Here is a 15,208-nt window from a genome sequence, read left to right on the forward strand (position 1 = left end):
GGTCAGGGTGCTGGGGGGCGGCTGGCGCTTTTGACCCAGCGCCCTTTTTCCTGGCTCCAGAAATTCATGGCGCATCCCAGCGCCCTGTCCGCTTTCCAGCGCGTGCGCGCCTGGGCAACGTTGCTTTCAGCTTCATCAAACAGGTCAAAAACCCTGGCGAAGCTGGGCCCCTCCACAGCTGTACCAAAACCAGCCCCATTGATGCGGAACAGGTAGCGCGCCCCATTAGGCACATCCTGACTGGCTGTCAGCCATATGGGTTGGAGATCAGGGTCGGACTTCATGCCGTGCGGCAGCCACAAGGGGTTGGGCAGGCGCCAAAGCGCCTTGTCCAGGGCGCGCACGCTTTCCTGGTCAGGGCAGCGCACCACGGCCCTTTCACCCTGTTCCAGCGTCCGGCCCAGCAAGCTGCCCAGCGCTTCAGCCAAAGGCTGGGACAGGCGGTAGTAATCCACTTGCCCCGGCACGACCCCATGGGGTGCTTTAGGTTGATTGGCCTCTGTGCTCAAGCTTGCTGGCCGCCCTTCAGGTCCAGCTTGTCCAGTCCAGACACGAAACGGTCCAACAGACGCACGCCAAAACCTGTGGCGCCTTTGGGGCCAATAGGGGTGGGTTTACCCACCCAGGCCACGCCAGCAATGTCCAGGTGCGCCCAGGGGGTGTTACCTACAAACTTGCGCAGGAACTCAGCTGCCAGGCAGGAGGAGCCAGCGCGCGTTCCAATGTTTTTCATATCGGCGATGGGTGATTCAAGGTCGCGCGCGTAACCAGCGCCCAGAGGCATCGGCCAGAGCTTTTCCTCCACAGCAGCACCTGCACCAGCCAGCCCGTCAGACAAGGCCTGGCTTGTGGAGAACAGACCAGCGTAATCCGTGCCCAAGGCCACGACAATGGCGCCTGTCAACGTGGCCAGGTCCACCATCAGGCGTGGTTGGAACGTCTTGTGGCTGTAAGCCAGCAGATCCGCCAGGACAAGACGGCCTTCAGCGTCTGTGTTCAGTACTTCAATGGTCTGGCCATCACAGGCTTTCACGATGTCGCCAGGGCGCTGGGCCTCACCACCTGGCATGTTCTCCACAAGCCCCACGATGCCAATGGCGTTCACAGGCGCCTTGCGGCGCGCCAAAGCGGCCAGGGTGCCAATCACAGCGGCAGAGCCGCCCATATCGGCTTTCATCTCGTCCATGCCAGCAGAAGGCTTGATGGAGATGCCGCCTGAATCAAAAGTGACCCCCTTGCCCACGAACACCACGGGGGCTTCATCGACAGCGGCAGCGCCATTCCAACGCACAATCACGGTCCATGGCTTGTTGACGCTGCCCTGCGCCACACCAAGCAGGGCGCCGAAGCCCAGCTCAGCCATTTTCTCAACATCAAGCAGTTCAACATCAAGGCCCAGCGTTTCCAGTGCTTTGATGCGGCCTGCATAAACAGCGGGGGTGAGGACATTGGAAGGCTCGCTGACGAAATCGCGCGCAAGGCATGTGCCAAGGGCGGCCGCTTCCCGCGCAGACCAGCTTTTCTCCACATCCCCAAGGGCTGCCTGGTCTGCCAGGGCTACCGTCAGCTTATGGAGGCGGTTTTTCTCAACCTTGGCTTGTTGGGCGCCGGTTTTGTAACGGTCAAAGCGCCAGGAAGCTAAAAAGGCTCCTTCTGCTGCCTCTGCCGCCAAACTGCTGAGGGAGGCCGGCACCAGAAGCGTGGCCTGTATAGCAGGCTTACCATCGTCCGTTGCAGGGCGCGCCACCCCAGCCAAGGCGCGCGCAGCTGCAGCCCCAGCCTGCGTCATGGCTTGGGGGGCCGTCAAGCCAGAGGCAGCCTTGGGGGCTGCGCCCACCAACACCACTGTGGCCAGCCCTTCGGCAGGGGCCAGCAAGCGCACGCACGTTCCCTGCCAGCCGCCAAAACCTTCAAGTATCGCTGCGCGCGACAAGGCGCCTTGGCAGCGCTGGTCAAGTTGCTTGAACAAAGGTTCAGCGCTGAAACCATCGCCAGCGCACAAGAGGGCCACAGCGCCATCAGGGCTTTGTCCCTTGTCCAACGGAGCGATGGTCAGCTTAAGCGCTGGCTCCTTGAGTTCCACAGTGGGGGCGTTGGGGGTGTAGGGTGTTGAGGGCATAAAGGCGTCATTCCTTGCTTGCATAAGGTTTTCGGTGTTGCAGTCAGGGGCTGGCAAGCGCTGTTCCTGCCCAAGACTTTGCTTTGCCAGCACAGTGGCGCTGGGAATGAGGCCAGCATAGCACCACTGCTGGCCTGATGCCCATGGCGGGGCCAGGCCACAAGCCTGCCCACCCAACTCCCCTAAGGCGCCCACAGCTATCTTTTAGGCCTGGTTAGGTTTATGATGGTGCCAAATCCCACCATGACGCCAGCCCAGGGATGCAATGACCCGCACAGCAGAACCCTCTTCGCCAGAGCAGCTCAAGGCGCTTTTTAGGGCCGCCCTTCAAACGGGCCACATGCCAGAGGACGTGGCTTTGCTTGCCATGGCCACCAGCGTTGCCAGAGGGGCCGCTGAGGTCATCCGCACCATCAGGGCCAGGGGCTTCACCACCACCATCAAGGCTGACACCTCTCCCGTCACGGAGGCCGACAACGCTTCTGAGCGTTACATCCTGCAGAAACTGCGCGCTTACCGGCCTGACATCGCCGCCATCGCTGAAGAGGAAAGCGCAGCTGGGGTCCACATGGAAACAGGCCAGCGCTATTGGTTGGTCGACCCGCTGGACGGCACACGTGGCTTCACGGAAGGGCGGGACCATTTCGCCGTCAACATCGGTCTGGTTGAAGGTGACCAGGCCCTCCTTGGTGCTGTGGTGCTGCCAGCAAGTGGGGAAGTTTACGCTGGCGGCAAAGGCCTGGGGGCCTGGAAAATCCATGAGCGCACCCTCCCCTTCGACCAGACCGGCGCTGGCACAGTGCAGGAGGGTTTAAGGTTACTGGCCAGCGCCACTCCCATCGTGGCGCGCACCACACCCCCTGACGGCGTGCGCATGCTGGCTTCACGGTACAGGCGCACTTCTGGCTTCACGGATCCCCAGATGCTGCGTTGGCTCCAAGGGCGGCATGTCCATTCCGTCAAGCGCATGGGTTCTGCGGAGAAAATGGTGCGCGTTGCTGAAGGCAGCGCTGATTTCTTCCCGCGCCTGGGCCCCACCATGGAATGGGACACAGCAGCGCCCCAAGCCATTGTGGAGGCAGCGGGCGGCCAATTGGTTGACCGCTCAGGAGAGCCACTGCGCTACGGCAAAGCCGGGCGCTTGAACCATCATTTCTGCTGTATGGGCAAGGGATGGTGAGCCTTGACCAGGCTAGCGGCACTATGTCGCAGCAGACCAGGCTTCTCCAAACCGACAACGCCTCCCTGCACGTGGCTGCAGCCCTTTTGCAAGCGGGGCAGCTTGTGGCCATCCCCACTGAAACCGTTTACGGCCTTGGGGCAGATGCCACATCTGACCAAGCGTGCGCTGGGATCTACACCGCCAAAGGGCGCCCTTCTCACAATCCGCTCATCAGCCACTTTCCCCATGCTACGGCTGCGCTGGCAGAAGCCAGGGACCATTTTCCCCTGCGCCGCCTAGCTGAACAACTGGCCAGGCAGTTCTGGCCAGGGCCACTGACCATGGTGGTGCCACGCCACCCCCAGTCAAATATTTGCCAACGCGCCTCAGCTGGGTTGCCCACCATTGCCGTGCGTGTGCCAGCTCCCCCCGCCACGCGCCAACTGCTGGCTTTGGTCGGCAGGCCCATCGCGGCGCCATCAGCCAACCGGTCCGGGCGCATCAGTCCCCTTTGCGCCCAGGATGTGCAAGCTGAACTGCAAGGGCGCCTTGCGGCCATTGTGGATGGCGGGCCAGCCCCTGTGGGGGTGGAAAGCACCATCATCGACCTGTCAGGCGACCACCCCCTTTTATTGCGCCCAGGCTTCATCACCCCTGCTGACTTGGAGGAAGCCTGCGCGACTTATGGTGGATTGGCACACCCTGCCCCAGCAGCTAGCGCAAGCGATAAAGGCACCCTGACAGCGCCAGGCCAGCTTACGTCACATTACGCCCCCACCTTGCCTGTGGTTTTGGGGGGGCAGGTCAACCTTCAAGGCACGTTGGAGGCATTACTGCTTTTTGGCCCTGATGAGCCTGATGGCCTTGGCGTTCACGCTGGCCTGCAAGGGGTTGACCAACAGGGGAGGCCCTGGTGGAACCTCTCCCCCAAGGCTGACCGCGCCCAGGCCTGCTCCAGGCTTTATGCCGGGCTGCGCTGGCTGGATGTTGAAGGGCGCCGCTTAGGGTGTGGCCTCATGCGTGCCCCTGCCCTCAATGTGCTTGACCCTGATAAAACCGGCCTTGGCCTAGTGTTGGCAGACCGCCTCCGGCGCGCCGCAGCCCCGCGGGGCACCACGCCAACCAGCCGCTGAACTGCCCCGCCAAGCGCTAGCCCACCTGGCAGCTTGCCTGAATGCGCCCTGAAAGGGATAGCCAGCACCATATTGGTACGCCATCAAGGCATTTGCGACCAGGGCTGGCCTTGGTAAGGTCATCCCATGGCCCCACCCCCCTTCCCGCAACAGCTTCATCCCCGCCAGGCTGGCAGCGCCTTGTGGGAACGGTGCATGTTCAAAAATGCCCTGTGGGCTTTCCTGGCCTTGACTGGTGGGGCCTGTGGCCTGGTTGGGCTGACGCAGTCCCTGCGTTTCTTGCCCCCTCTGCTACGCCATGGCTTTTCGCTGGGGGATTTCCTCATGATCGTCATAGCCATGATGCCTGGGTTTTGTGTGGTTATCATGCCACTGGCCCTTTACCTAGCAGTGGCTGGAACATGGCTGCGGGCTGAAGGTGACCGGGAACTCACCATCCTGGGCAGTGGTGGGGTATCCCCTTTGCAATTGGCCCGCCCCGCCTTGGCCTTGGCTGGGCTGGTCACCGCGACTTGCTACGTTCTGACTTTGGCGGGAGCACCTGCAGGCTGGCATGTTTTCCACCAGGAGCAAGAGCGCGTCAAAAGCCGGCTCGGTGCCTTCATGGTGGAGGAAGGGGCGTTCATGCGCCTGGCGCCCCAGCTTTCCCTCATGGTGCAGGGCCATGAAAATGGTGGCTTCAATGACGTAATGCTGGATGATGGCCGCAACCCCAACCAGCTTGTGACGTTGCTAGCCAGGCACGCGCGCCTGACCACTGGTCCAAATGGCCAGCCCCAGATCATGCTTTATGATGGCGTGCGCCAAAGCGTTGACCCCCAAACGGGCAGGGCTAGCGAACTGGGTTTTGCCCACCATGCCTTGGCCCTGGCTGTTCCCATGCGCGAACGCAGCATAGAGCCAGCTGAATACACCATGCTGTCCTTGCTGGCTGAACTGCGCCACAGCCCCCAGCCCCTTTCCATGAACCTTATGAGGAAAGTTGGGGAGGGTGCCCACCAAAAGTCCCCCCAAGGGCGCTTGGTGGCGGAATTCTGGCATAGGGTTAGCGCCCCCCTGCTGGCTTTTTCAGATGCCATGCTGGCCCTTTTATGCGTGTTGAAACGGCCCAGGCGCGGCCGTGCCTTGAAAATGAGCGTGTTGTTTGGTGGCGTGGTAGCTGCTTCCCTCACCATGGCCAACCTTGCTTTTGAAAGCCACTTGGCAAGCCATCCAACATGGACAGGAGGCAGCGCCATGGTGTTGACAGCCCTTATGCCTGGGCTGCTGTGCCTGGCGATGCTGGGCAAAGCAGGCAAACCGATTTGAGCATCTCCTCTCCCTCTTCCCACAGTGCACGCATGAGTTGGCACTTGGGGTGGTATGTGGGTCGCTCCTTCATGCTGTGCAGCGCGTTGGCCTGTATTTTGCTAACGGGATTGCTGGACCTGTTTGAAGGACTTGACCAGCTCAGGCGGCTTTCAGGCCATATTCATCAAGCCGCCTTGAAAGCCATGACGCTTGCAGGGCTTCACGCGCCCTTCTATTTTACCTATGTTCTCCCCTTCGGTATTCTTTTGGGAGGCATGGCTTGCCTCCACCGTTTGGAGCGCCGCTCGGAATTGGTGGCAGCCCGCGCAGCCGGCCTCAGCCCTTGGCAGTTCCTAGCTGTGCCTGTTGGCTGCGCCATTTTGATGGGGTTGCTGACCACAGCCCTGTTTTCACCACTTTCTTCTGTGATGTACCGCCATGCCGATCATCTTAACGCTTCTTGGGCGGGGAAACAGCATGGTCTGGGCCAACATCCCCTGGAAGAGCTTTGGCTGCGCCAACCCTCTGGCGCGCCAGACACTGTTATTTTCCTGCATTTGCGCCACGTTGTCTTTGGCCCTGAGACAGTGCAGGCAGGGAACGCCACCTTGCTGAAGGTGGCAGGGAAAAGGGTTTTCAAGGCACGCGTGGAAACAGGCGCTGGCTTGCTGGACAAGGGGGGCTGGCATTTCAACTCAGGCAAGCTTTACCAGACTGGGCATGGCGGTACAGCCACAGGCCCTTTCAGCCTTCATACCCCTTATGGGCCTGAAGCGATGAAGGGCGCTATCGCCACAAATGCGGAAAGCGTCTCCTTCTGGGCATTGCCTACTACGGCAAGGCATTTGCACGCCATGGGATTTCCTGTTGCAGCTTATCGTTTGCGCTGGCAAGGGTGGTTGGCATTGCCTACCCTATGTGCAGCCATGGCCTTGATGGCGGCTGGATTCTCTATGGCGCCTGAACGCAGGAGCGGCCATGGCCATCTTATTATACAGGGCGTGCTGGCTGGATTTGCGTTTTTCGCCTGTGCCCGCACCGCTGAACAACTGGGCCGCATTGGGGCAGTACCGCCTGCGCTCGCTGCCTGGGCGCCTGTGGTGGCTGGCTTGTGCCTGGGCGCTGCCATGCTGATTCACCGGGAGGAGAAATAATGCGCCCCGCCCATTCCCAACCAGCCCACCAGGCCATGCCCAAGACATGCAGTACCTGCCACAGGCCACTGCCACGTTTTTCTGCATGGCGGGCATTGGTGGCAGCTGGCTTGCTGGGCGCGGGGGGCTTGGTGGCCCTTGGCGTGCCCGTTGGGCCCGCCCAGGCCATCACGGGGGAAAATCATTTTAGCACAGTCCATGGCACCAGCAGCGACCCCCTGACCTATCTTGCCGATCATGAATATGCCGACCGTTCAGGCATGATCGTATGGGAAGGCAATGTGCGCGTTTGGCAGGGCGACCAGGCCCTGCGCGCTGACAAGATCTATTATGACCGCGCTGCCGGGGAACTAACGGCGTTGGGCCATGTGGCGCTGCTGCAGAATGACGGCACCACCCTTTACGCCAAACGCCTGCAGCTGGCCCATGGCACAGCTGATGGCATCGGGGCGGGCATTTACATCCGTATGCAGGACAACATCAAGCTTGCCGCAGCTGGCATGCGGCGCGACATGGGCAAGCTGAACAGCTTTGGCCATGCCGTCTACACAGCCTGTCCTACCTGTACCCGTGGCCACCGCCACCCTCCTTTCTGGGAAATCCAGGCTGAGACAGCCACCCAGGACCATGAAGACGAAACCATCGAATTCTCCAATGCCTGGCTGAAACTGCTGGGCTTCCCTGTTTTGTACCTGCCTTACTTCTCTGTGGCGGACCCTACCGTGAAGCGCCATTCAGGCTTCATGAATTTCAACGTCAACCCCCATGACCGTTACCTGGGCACTTACTTCACCCTGCCTTACTACTGGGTCATTGACGATTCGTCAGACTTGCTGATTACCCCCCTGGTCGCTTCCAAAACGGGGCCTGAACTCAGCGCGCTTTACCGCAAGCGCTTCAATTTCGGCTACATCAACATCAACACAGCCGTGGCTGACGACACGCACACTTCGCACCCCTATACGAACGAATTCGGCTACACGGCTAAACGCATCAAGCCTGGCGCCCAGATGTACTTCTTCGGCAATGGGGCGTTCAGCATTGACAAGAACTGGCGTGCCAACTTCAACATCAACTACGCCAGCTCAGCTGACTATATGCGCAACTACCGTGTGCCGGGCTATGGCTGGGACACTTTGCAATCCACCGCAGCCATTGAGGGGTTCGGTGAAGGATCCTACTTGCGCTTCGATGGGCAAATCAGCCAAAGCTTGAACAACGGCGTCATTCGCAACAAGGACCTGCCCTATGCGCTGCCACGCTTCACCTATGATTTCACGTCACAGGTTGACCCCCTTGGCGGTTACTGGACAGTCCATACCACAGACTTTGACGTCTACCGCACACGCGGCCTGCGTGACCAACGTGGTGAGCTACGCCTGCAGTGGGACAGGCCCTTCACCAATGTGCTTGGCCAGAAATGGCTTTTGACGGGGCGCCTGGATTCCATGATCTGGCACTATTCGTCTTTGGGTAAATTCCCTCTTTACTACAACAACACGGGCAACAAGCATTTTGCTGGCCAGGTGGAACCCACCCTGGCCTTGAAAATGAATTGGCCCTTCTTCCGTACCTTCGATCATGGGCGCGGCAGTAAGGTGATTGAGCCTATCCTCCAGCTCATCGCGGCACCTAACCTGAATTACACAGGCCGCCACGCCATGCCGAACGAAGACAGCTTCGGCTATGAGTTTACTGATTCAACCCTGTTCTCCCTCAACCGCTGGCTGGGCTCAGACCGGCTTGACGGCGGCCTGCGCGCCAATGTGGGCTACCATGAGAACTGGACCTGGCGCGGCAAATCCATTGACTTGCTTGTTGGTGAAAGCTTCCAGGCACACCGCCAAAAAGGCTACCTGCCCTTTTCTGGCCTCAGCCACCATCTTTCAGACCCTGTGGGGCGCATCGCGTTCCACCCCAGCCGCTATGTCGACTTCGTGGGGCGCGCACGCTACTCCCCCTGGGGGGAAAAGAACTATAACCTCAATGGCCAGCAGACGAGTTCTGGAGTCAAAGGTGGTCATTTCAACTACGGCGAAGCCATCCTCAACATTGGTGTGCCAGCCTTCCGCCTGATGGGTGGGTATGTTTATGAGCCTGTCACCCCCTTTTATTACTATTACCGTGATTTCAGGCGTTCCGATTACCTGAACCAGCCCTACACCACACGGGTGAGCGAAATCACGGGTGGCTTTTCAGCCAAATGGGATGTCTGGCACATTTCCGCCTATACCCGCCGCAGCTTCTCAACCCACCAGTTCGTTTCCAACGGTGGCGAATTCGGCTATAATAATGACTGTTATGGCATGGATATCGCCTACATGAAGCAATACACCTACATTGGTGGGCAGCGGCGTTATTCCACCGTGCTGTTCAACTTCTACTTCAAGACCCTTGGCGTGTACGGAACCAACGGATAACCCATGCTCTCATCCTTTACCCGCCGTTTCCGCCATGGGGCTTCATGCAGCGCGCTGCGCGCTGCGCTGGCTTGCACAGCCTTCATGGGTGCAGGATCCCTTCTGCCGGTCCCTGCCTGGGCGCAAGCAGCCCCCGCGCCCAGTACACAGGCAGCCCCACCCCAAGGCATGACCCACCGTCAGCGCCCCCACAGCGGCACTGTGACCTTGGGTGACGATGACCAGTCAGGCGGCATGAAGGCAGCCAGTTCAGACGACCAGATTATTGCTATCGTCAATGGGCAGATCATTACAGCGCGTGATGTTGATGACCGTGCGCGTCTGTTCGTCCTCTCCACCGGGCTACCTGTGACAGACCAGGTGTTCCGCCGTATGCGGGGCCAGATCGTTCACCAAATGATTGATGAGCGCCTCAAAATGCAGGAAATGCTGCAGCGGCAGGTGCTGGTGTCCCCGCGAGAAATCTCTGATGCCATCGCTGGAATTGAGCAACGCAACGGCATGTCCCCCAACATGCTGCGCAACAAGCTGGCTGAGGATGGCATGTCCCTCACCACGCTTGTGGACCAGCTGCGTGTGCAGATTGGCTGGATGCAGGTTCTGCGCATGAACCTTGGCCCTGCCTCACGTGTTACTCCCCAGCAGATCGCCCAGCGTGAGAAGGGCCTGCAGAAAGACGCTGGCAAGGCCCAGTATTTTATGAGTGAGGTCTTTATTCCCGTTTTGGACGCTTTGCATGACCAGCCAGAGCGCACCTTCACTGAAACCATCATCGCCGAACTGCGCAAAGGCGCCCCCTTCCCCCTGGTGGCAGCCCAGTTTTCCCAAGACCCCAGCGCTTTGGAGGGTGGCTCCCTTGGTTGGGTGGAAGAGGACAGGCTGGATCCTGAGGTGGTGGATGTGATCCGCCAAATGCCTGACCAAGCCATATCAAATCCCATTCGTGTTCCAGGCGGTTTCGTTATCGCCACTGTTCACCAGCGCCGCACGGTGGGCAAGCAAATGGCCACTGTGCTGAACTTGCGTCAGGTCTTCTTCCCCTTCACTGAACCCCTCAATCCCCAAATGCCCACCGCGAAGCAACGCGATGCCTTGCAGGGTGCCATACATTTGATGCAAACAGCCCATGACTGCAAAACCATGGAAACCGTCAACGCCCAACAAGGCACTGTGCGTCCCAGCAACCCAGGCCTGCAGGTGGAAAGTCAGCTCCAGCCCGCCATCAAGGCCATTTTGGGCAAACTTCCCCTTAACCGTGCCACCAGACCCATGGTGTCGCCCAGCGGCATTGTGGTGTTAATGGTTTGCTCACGCGAGCAGCGCAACCTGGCCCAACAAAGCCCAGGGCAGGTGGCTGACCAAATGATGTCTGAACGCATTGAACAAGCCGCCCAGCAGCTTCAACGCAGTTTGGAACGCCGCGCCGTCATCACAGTGCGCAAGGCGGGGCAGCGTCTAGCCTCCCAAGGGCAGGCCAAAACGCCCAACACTTCTGCCCATGGTAGGGGTGCTTCCCCAAGGGCTCATCACAGAAGTCACTCTTGATGGCGTCTATGCCAGCTTTGCCCAGGAAATTATCATGACATCCTCTTCCACCCCTACAATGCTGCCTCCTTTGGGGGAAACGTTGAAGACCCATGGGCTTCTGGCCAAGAAGTCATTGGGGCAGCACTTTCTGCTCGACCCTTCAGTGTGCCACCGCATCGCAGGGCTGGGGGCACCTTTGAAGGGCAGACATGTGGTGGAGATTGGCCCTGGGCCAGGGGGCTTGACCAGGGCGCTGCTTGAAAGTGACGCTGCCACCGTCACCGCTGTGGAGATTGACGAACGCGCCTGGCCCATTCTGGATGAACTCGCAGCGCACTATCCAGGGCGGCTTAATATCGTCAAACAGGATGCCCTTGCCGTCAATGCGGCCGCTCTGGTGCCAGCGCCACGGCAAATTATCGCCAACTTGCCCTACAATGTGGGCACGCCTATGCTCATCAACTGGCTGCGGCAGGCGGGGGAATGGGAACGCCTTGTCCTGATGTTTCAAGCAGAAGTGGCGGAGCGCATTTGCGCGGCCCCAGGCACCAGCCATTATGGGCGCCTTGCTGTGCTTTCACAGTGGTGCGCTGATTGCCACATCGGCATGGAATTGCCGCCAGGGGCGTTCACCCCGCCCCCCAAGGTAAATTCGGCTGTCGCAGTGCTGGTGCCCCACGTGCAGCAGCCTTCGCCACAGCTATTCAAGGCCATGGAACGGGTAACGGCGGCAGCTTTTGGGCAGCGCCGCAAAATGTTGCGTTCCAGCTTAAAGTCACTGGGGGGCATAACCCTTCTTGAGGAAGCCGGCATTGAGGGCAACCGCCGTGCTGAAACCCTCACCGTGGCGGAGTTCGCCAGGCTAGCCGCCCTTGAAGCCACCAAACGTTAGAAGGCTGCGCACAGACCATGACTAAGCGTCAGAACATTTACCACAGCGAACATTTGCGGGCTTGGTCGATTTTCCATGGAGAAAACGCCCTCAGCGCGCCTGAGGAAGACATCAAACCGGTTTTCGTGGTTTTCAACCACATGTGGCAACATCCCCTGACAGACGATATGTTTTTGCAAGAATTGGGCTGGGGCCAAGAATTTTTTGAAAAATCAAATATAGATGCCGTGTTCATCAATTCACGGCATAATACATGGTTTCAAGAGCCAGACTTCCCCCAGTTACTTTCAGTTTTGCAAGGAACCTTGTCTTCCCGTAAGCGAATCTATACTTACGGTTACAGCATGGGTGGGTACGGGGCCTTGCGCTATGCAGCAGCACTCAACGCATGTGCCATAGCCATATCCCCACACCATCCTGACCATAATGTTCTGGCATGCCTACCCACTCCACGCCGCGCTTATGTGTTTTATGACCCGCAATGGGAGGAGGACCAGGGGTTCATTCGTAAGCTGGGCAGGGCCCACACGTTTGTTAAGGTCAAGCTGCCCTATGTTTGCCATAGCACAGCCAGTTTCCTAGCTGAGATGAAGTTACTGGGTGCTTCGATAAAGGAGTTTGCTCGCAATCAATTCGATGCAGCCGCCTTTGAAAAACTGGCTTTCCAAAAGCGCCGGCAATCACCCAGTTATTTCCAGGGCCTTGCTGAAGCCAATCTCTTGAAGAAACGTGAAAACTGGGAACTTCTCATGCGTGAGAAAGCTCGTGCCATGAGCCCAGTTTGGTGGAGTGATATCCATCAACTAAAGCTATTGCTTTTGCGGATGAATGAGAATGTCGGGAAGGGTGAACAGACTCAGCGGCTCGCGGCAGCAAGGGAACTTTCCGAACTCATCACCTCTTTGCAAGACCAGCGCTTGGAAGCGGGCAAGCTGCTGGTTTTTGCGCAAAAAGGGTCTCTGGCCATTTCTTTGTTGAGGCAAGTCACCCATGAGGAGCCCAACAATCCTGTAGCCCATGCGTTTCTGGCACGTGCTTTAAGCCATGCCGACCAATTCAAACCAGCTTGCAAAGCTGCTTGCCGCGCTATCATCCTTTCAAGCCGCCAGAAACATGCGCGCCGTTGGGCGTATCGGCTGCTTCTTGGCAAAATCGCTTTGAAGAAGCTGTCAAATCTGCCCAAAGTGCCTTAAGCCCCCTAAATCCCTTAAGCCCCTCAAAGGGTTTTCCCATTGATGCTGACGATATTCCAGCCATGGGTGGTTTTTTCCATTTTCAGCTTCAAACGTGTGGGCTGGCTGCCTGTGGTGGGGCTGGTGAAGCGCACTTTGCACAGGAACACACCGCGCAGCTCTGGGTCTGTGCGGCATTTACGCAGTGTGAGTTGATCCCGATTCAGTTTGGTCAGGCGGCCATGCAGGAAGTCATCCTCCGCTTGGCGCAAATCAGCTGCGCTGATGTGTTGGCCATTGAGGGCTCGGCTTTGATGATTCTGATTCTGCACCATCATCAGCATGGCGCGGCGCACTTCCTTTTCCGTGGGGCCTTTGGGGCCACACCCGGAAAGTGTCATGATGGCAGCACCCCAAACAAAAGCAGTAAACAGGCGCCGCGCATAGATCATCAACCAAACTCCAGGTTAGCCAGAAACTAGGTGGGAAAGGCCACTCCACTTGAAAAGGGCCTCACTATGGCTTCCTGGCCTAAAGCACTTCAACGCTTCTGCCAACAACCCTTGTGAGGGCCTACAGAAAACAAACTGTTTTCAAGGCTCCTCAAGCCTGGCCGCGGTTATGATCTTGGTAACGGGCACGTTCCTCAAGGCGTTGGCGTTCCCGCTCCAGATGTTGCCGGTAGAACTGCATATTGGCGCGCAACTGGCCCAATTCATTAGCGATGGTGGCTTCCGTCATGGTGTGGTTTTGCAAAACGTTGCGCGCGTCAGGGCGTGGCAGGGAAAGGGCTTTGGCCTTCTCCACCAAGTCCTTCTCCAGTTCAGCCACCAGCCCTGCTGATTGGGTCAGTTGCGCCAAAGCCTTGTCTAAAGTGGCTTGGGTGGCCTTACCTGACTTGGAGTGGGTTGGGCGTTTGGGGGTCATGGTTACTTACTTTCATTGTTTGATAATAAGCTGGGAACGCGCAGAGTCAGGAACGCTCCACACCAGAAGCAGCTTTTGAAACTAGGCTGGCTGTCGCTTCATCAGCCATAGCCCTGCTGTTCATCATATAATCGCGCGTCAAGGGCACCGCCTCCAGGGTGGGGGCAAGCTGAAGCTGGAAATTCATGTGGTCTTGCACCCTGAAGGCCATCTCTGACGCTGTAAGGTAGAAACGGAACATTCGGACGAAGCGTTCATCATAAAGGGCGCGCACCTCATCAACATGGTCTTCAAAGCGCTGCCGCCAATGATGAAGGGTTTTGGCGTAATGCAGACGCAGAATCTCACAATCAGCCACCCAAAGGCCAGATTGCTCCACAGCGCCAATAGCCTCGCTGACAGCTGGGCTATAGCCTCCTGGGAAAATGTAGCGTTCAATCCAAGGATTGGTGGTTCCAGGACCGCCTTTGCGGCCAATGGAATGGATCAACGCCACGCCATCGTCCTTCAACAGTTTCTTGATGGCGCTAAAGAACGTGATGTATTCACCTTTACCAACATGTTCCAACATGCCAACAGACACTACGCGGTCAAAAGGCCCCTTGGCATTGCGGTAATCCATCAGGCGGAAATCAACCAGGTGCTCCAGCCCTTCCTGGCGCGCACGCTGGCGCGCGATGGCCAGCTGCTCTGTAGATAGGGTGATTCCCGTGACATGCGCGCCGTAATCGCGCGCCAATGACAACGCAAGCCCACCCCAACCACAGCCAATATCCAGCACGCGCAAGCCGGGCTTGGTCAGGCGAAGCTTGGCAGCGATGTGGTGTTTCTTGGCTTTTTGCGCCTCTTCCAAATTTTCATCGCCGCGCGGGAAGTAACCACAGCTGTACTGCATGTCCTGGTCAAGGAATAAACGGTACAGGCGCGCATCCAAATCATAGTGGTGGGCCACATTGCGGCGTGCTTTACGGGGATTGTTGTACAGTGACGGTGCCAAACCCAACGTTTTGAACGCGAATTTGATGCGCCGCGCCGTTCCCATGATTTGTTCATTGACCAGGTTGCGATTTTCCACATTCAGCATCAGGAGCTTCAAAAGCTCCGCCAAGGCGTCACTTTCACTTTGTCCTTCATGGGTGGGCAAGGGGATGATCTCACCACTCATGTAACGTTCACCAAATGCGAGGCCAGGATTGAACAACATGGCCTTCTGCGCCTCCTCAGTGCGGAAGCGCACGGCGGCCTTCAGGCGTTTGGCTGGATTGGGGGACTCTTCAGGACCAATGTAAAGACGTTCAGTGCCATCAGCGAATACCACCCTAAGGCTACCTTCCTGAACAAGACGTTTGAGAATGTGTTCAAAAACAGTATTCATAACATTGACCATGACTTCAGTCCTGTCCTGGGGTGCC

13 protein-coding genes are annotated in these 15,208 nt (G+C 58.2%); 8 read left to right on the top strand and 5 right to left on the bottom strand.

Going from position 1 to position 15,208, the window contains the following annotated elements; all coding sequences use genetic code 11:
- Window positions 1-2: 2 nt before the first annotated feature.
- Together E3E12_RS01520 and E3E12_RS01525 are read right to left on the bottom strand one after the other, a co-directional pair.
- Window positions 3-509, bottom strand: a complete 507-nt coding sequence (locus E3E12_RS01520; RefSeq protein ID WP_240810531.1) for a DNA polymerase III subunit chi — start codon at window positions 507-509, stop codon at window positions 3-5.
- Window positions 506-2,119: a leucyl aminopeptidase gene (locus tag E3E12_RS01525; RefSeq protein ID WP_141442739.1), complete on the bottom strand. Its 1,614-nt coding sequence runs from the start codon at window positions 2,117-2,119 to the stop codon at window positions 506-508. Before E3E12_RS01525 ends, E3E12_RS01520 begins: the two co-directional genes overlap by 4 nt.
- A gap of 340 nt (window positions 2,120-2,459) precedes the next feature.
- Between E3E12_RS01525 and E3E12_RS01530 the strand changes: the two genes are divergently transcribed.
- The 8 genes from E3E12_RS01530 to E3E12_RS01565 all read left to right on the top strand — a co-directional run bounded on the left by E3E12_RS01530 (window position 2,460) and on the right by E3E12_RS01565 (window position 12,890).
- Window positions 2,460-3,299: a 3'(2'),5'-bisphosphate nucleotidase CysQ family protein gene (locus E3E12_RS01530; protein ID WP_141443984.1), complete on the top strand. Its 840-nt coding sequence runs from the start codon at window positions 2,460-2,462 to the stop codon at window positions 3,297-3,299.
- A complete protein-coding gene (locus E3E12_RS01535; RefSeq protein ID WP_408869930.1) occupies window positions 3,293-4,414 on the top strand; it encodes an L-threonylcarbamoyladenylate synthase in 1,122 nt (373 codons plus the stop codon). Before E3E12_RS01530 ends, E3E12_RS01535 begins: the two co-directional genes overlap by 7 nt.
- Before the next feature lie 126 nt (window positions 4,415-4,540).
- Entirely contained in the window at window positions 4,541-5,722 is a 1,182-nt protein-coding gene (locus E3E12_RS01540; protein ID WP_141442740.1) for an LptF/LptG family permease, read from the top strand.
- The gene (locus tag E3E12_RS01545) at window positions 5,632-6,858 is read left to right on the top strand and encodes an LptF/LptG family permease (protein ID WP_141442741.1); all 1,227 of its coding nucleotides are present in this window, start codon (window positions 5,632-5,634) and stop codon (window positions 6,856-6,858) included. The genes E3E12_RS01540 and E3E12_RS01545 overlap by 91 nt, the downstream gene beginning before the upstream one ends.
- Window positions 6,859-6,968: 110 nt before the next feature.
- Complete coding sequence (locus E3E12_RS01550) at window positions 6,969-9,278, top strand: LPS-assembly protein LptD (protein ID WP_240810532.1); 2,310 nt, start codon at window positions 6,969-6,971, stop codon at window positions 9,276-9,278.
- A 168-nt stretch (window positions 9,279-9,446) separates the two neighbouring features.
- Complete coding sequence (locus tag E3E12_RS01555) at window positions 9,447-10,823, top strand: peptidylprolyl isomerase (protein WP_141442742.1); 1,377 nt, start codon at window positions 9,447-9,449, stop codon at window positions 10,821-10,823.
- A 34-nt stretch (window positions 10,824-10,857) separates the two neighbouring features.
- On the top strand, window positions 10,858-11,697 hold the full coding sequence (gene rsmA / locus E3E12_RS01560) for a 16S rRNA (adenine(1518)-N(6)/adenine(1519)-N(6))-dimethyltransferase RsmA (protein WP_141442743.1): 840 nt from the start codon (window positions 10,858-10,860) through the stop codon (window positions 11,695-11,697).
- A 17-nt stretch (window positions 11,698-11,714) separates the two neighbouring features.
- Window positions 11,715-12,890: a tetratricopeptide repeat protein gene (locus tag E3E12_RS01565; RefSeq protein ID WP_141442744.1), complete on the top strand. Its 1,176-nt coding sequence runs from the start codon at window positions 11,715-11,717 to the stop codon at window positions 12,888-12,890.
- Between the two features lie 23 nt (window positions 12,891-12,913).
- Here the strand turns inward: E3E12_RS01565 and E3E12_RS01570 are convergent, their stop codons facing one another.
- The 3 genes from E3E12_RS01570 to E3E12_RS01580 form a co-directional block, all read right to left on the bottom strand.
- Window positions 12,914-13,270 (bottom strand): hypothetical protein, encoded by a 357-nt coding sequence (locus E3E12_RS01570; RefSeq protein ID WP_141442745.1) that lies wholly within the window; start codon window positions 13,268-13,270, stop codon window positions 12,914-12,916.
- A gap of 202 nt (window positions 13,271-13,472) precedes the next feature.
- Entirely contained in the window at window positions 13,473-13,796 is a 324-nt protein-coding gene (locus tag E3E12_RS01575) for a hypothetical protein (protein ID WP_141442747.1), read from the bottom strand.
- Window positions 13,797-13,842: 46 nt separating this feature from the next.
- Window positions 13,843-15,171: an SAM-dependent methyltransferase gene (locus tag E3E12_RS01580; protein ID WP_141443987.1), complete on the bottom strand. Its 1,329-nt coding sequence runs from the start codon at window positions 15,169-15,171 to the stop codon at window positions 13,843-13,845.
- Window positions 15,172-15,208 lie beyond the last annotated feature (37 nt).

Source organism: Formicincola oecophyllae (assembly GCF_006542395.2).
GTDB classification, from domain to species: domain Bacteria; phylum Pseudomonadota; class Alphaproteobacteria; order Acetobacterales; family Acetobacteraceae; genus Formicincola; species Formicincola oecophyllae.

Bases quoted from the DNA above. Each gene is read 5' to 3' on its own strand.
- E3E12_RS01570 (WP_141442745.1), bottom strand. From the start codon at position 13,270: ATGACACTTTCCGGGTGTGGCCCCAAAGGCCCCACGGAAAAGGAAGTG.
- E3E12_RS01540 (WP_141442740.1), top strand. From the start codon at position 4,541: ATGGCCCCACCCCCCTTCCCGCAACAGCTTCATCCCCGCCAGGCTGGC.
- E3E12_RS01575 (WP_141442747.1), bottom strand. From the start codon at position 13,796: ATGACCCCCAAACGCCCAACCCACTCCAAGTCAGGTAAGGCCACCCAA.
- E3E12_RS01545 (WP_141442741.1), top strand. From the start codon at position 5,632: ATGGACAGGAGGCAGCGCCATGGTGTTGACAGCCCTTATGCCTGGGCT.
- rsmA (WP_141442743.1), top strand. From the start codon at position 10,858: ATGACATCCTCTTCCACCCCTACAATGCTGCCTCCTTTGGGGGAAACG.
- E3E12_RS01535 (WP_408869930.1), top strand. From the start codon at position 3,293: ATGGTGAGCCTTGACCAGGCTAGCGGCACTATGTCGCAGCAGACCAGG.
- E3E12_RS01580 (WP_141443987.1), bottom strand. From the start codon at position 15,171: ATGAATACTGTTTTTGAACACATTCTCAAACGTCTTGTTCAGGAAGGT.
- E3E12_RS01530 (WP_141443984.1), top strand. From the start codon at position 2,460: ATGCCAGAGGACGTGGCTTTGCTTGCCATGGCCACCAGCGTTGCCAGA.
- E3E12_RS01565 (WP_141442744.1), top strand. From the start codon at position 11,715: ATGACTAAGCGTCAGAACATTTACCACAGCGAACATTTGCGGGCTTGG.
- E3E12_RS01555 (WP_141442742.1), top strand. From the start codon at position 9,447: ATGACCCACCGTCAGCGCCCCCACAGCGGCACTGTGACCTTGGGTGAC.
- E3E12_RS01525 (WP_141442739.1), bottom strand. From the start codon at position 2,119: ATGCCCTCAACACCCTACACCCCCAACGCCCCCACTGTGGAACTCAAG.